The sequence below is a fragment of the Paenibacillus sp. Y951 genome (assembly GCF_056786395.1).
In genome coordinates, this window is record NZ_JBXCIY010000098.1 from 1 (window position 1) to 536 (window position 536).

The following is a 536-nucleotide window of genomic DNA, read 5'->3' on the forward strand; positions in this document are numbered from 1 at the left end:
CAATGCTCGACGATCGAAAGCAATTGCTTCTTGTAGTTGGTCATCAACGCCTGCATCGTGCTTTCGCGGTACTCCTGCTTGTCGTACGTCACGACCAGCGTCAGTTTTCCGTCCATTACGCTCCCGGCAATGTCTAAAGAATGGATCCGTTCCGATTGTCGGCTCATCGACAATCCAATAGATAGCCCCGACATCGACATGGCCCCAGCATTCATTTCTCGGTCCCACTGTCCCAAGTAGTTAAAGCTGATTTCCGGCTTCATTCCACTGCCTATGCCGCTTTTCTCCGCTGGCGTCAAATACTTCAGCACGCCATATCCCACGCCTTTGTTCGGAATCCGTCTCAGCTTCTCCTTGAACGATTTGACCCAGTAGGATATTCCTTCCGCCCTCTTCAGTTCAAAGACGACCGGATAGATGCTCGTAAACCAACCTATCGTTCTCGTCACATTCACGTCATCCAATACCTCTTCCCGGCCGTGACCTTCCAGATGTATAGCCAGCGTCTCATGACCCGTCCATTCCTGTATCGTCAA

1 protein-coding gene is annotated in these 536 nt (G+C 51.1%); it reads right to left on the bottom strand.

The features are described from left to right. A partial coding sequence (locus AC1TPB_RS25060; RefSeq protein ID WP_482078963.1) for a condensation domain-containing protein occupies positions 1-536 on the bottom strand: 536 nt, incomplete at its 3' end.